At 37.4% G+C, this 1,365-nt stretch carries 2 protein-coding genes; one reads left to right on the forward strand and one right to left on the reverse strand.

What is annotated here, in order from left to right; translation table 11 throughout:
- Window positions 1-93: 93 nt before the first annotated feature.
- Entirely contained in the window at window positions 94-807 is a 714-nt protein-coding gene (locus tag ACS8FD_RS14665; RefSeq protein WP_439261946.1) for a pirin family protein, read from the reverse strand.
- Between the two features lie 281 nt (window positions 808-1,088).
- Here ACS8FD_RS14665 and ACS8FD_RS14670 point away from each other — a divergent pair.
- Window positions 1,089-1,365 (forward strand): GNAT family N-acetyltransferase (locus tag ACS8FD_RS14670; RefSeq protein ID WP_439276395.1); only part of this gene is annotated, 277 nt, incomplete at its 3' end.

Here is a 1,365-nt window from a genome sequence, read left to right on the forward strand (position 1 = left end):
TCACCACGCTACTTTTAATTATCGTATTTTATAATCTTAACATCTTCTAAATATTATCATTTAAAAAGACGTATCTTATAAGCTCAAAGTGGCTTATAAACTCATCGGTACTTCCATTAGTAGTACTTTAGCGTCTTCTTCTACATCCATTGTGAAGTTCTTAGTATCCCAAACACCAAGGCCATCACGAGTATCCAAAGTGTGACCGTTTACAGTGACCTTACCTTCAAGAACCAATATATAAACACCGTTATTGGCATCGTTTAGCTGATAGGTCTGAGTGACGCCTTTATCAAAATCGCCCATGCTGAACCAAGCATTTTGATGAATCCACACGCCAGCATCGTCAGGATTAGGTGACAGTACTTGGGTGAACTCATTATGCTGCATGATATCGTCCATGCGTACTTGCTGATAACGAGGCTCTACATTCATTTTGTTTGGAATGACCCAGATCTGTAGAAACTTTACATCTTCTTCATTGTCGCCATTCATCTCACTATGCGTGATACCAGTACCGGCTGACATGACTTGGATTTCACCCGTTTCGATGATGCCGTTGTTACCAATATTATCGCCATGACCAAGCTTACCCGATAATGGAATACTAATGATTTCCATATCACGGTGCGAATGCTTACCAAAACCTTGACCTGCGCTCACATGGTCATCGTTGATTACGCGTAGTGCGCCAAAGCCCATACGTTCTGGATTGTGGTAGTTTGCAAAGCTAAAGGTGTGCTTGCTTTTGAGCCAGCCATGGTTTGCATCACCACGAGAATCTGCTGCATGATAGATAGTTTTCATAATTTATCCTTATTTATTGAGTAGTTAAACATGTCTGAAAATTTATAATTAACGAACTTGTCTAAACAATGGAGCTATTATAATTGTTGTTGGTTGAGAGATAAACAAGGTAAATAGCAAATAACTATTCTTATTTCAAGAACAATATAAAAACCTAAATAGAGTAATATATTCATAACAGAACAATCAGCATAAGCTGTTAATATTATTAATGTTAACTAAATTGCGTTAAATTTATAAAACGTTAAACACATAATATTAACTAATAAGGAAAGCTAAACATGTCTAATGAATCAAACAAACAGCCTCTAGATTATGAGGTCATTGACAATACTGAACAAAAACGTTTTGAGATCCATATTGATGATCAAATTGCATTAGAGGACTACGAGTTTTTTACTACCAGTCAGGGTGAAAAAGGCATCGAGTATAAACATACTGAAGTGCCAGAAGCGCTTGGTGGTCAGGGTATCGCCGGTTACTTAGTGAAATACATCTTAGATGATGCAGCGGCAAAGGGTTTAAGAGTTAAACCGACTTGTCCTTACGTCAAATCCT

Source organism: Psychrobacter sp. 1U2, from assembly GCF_051847575.1.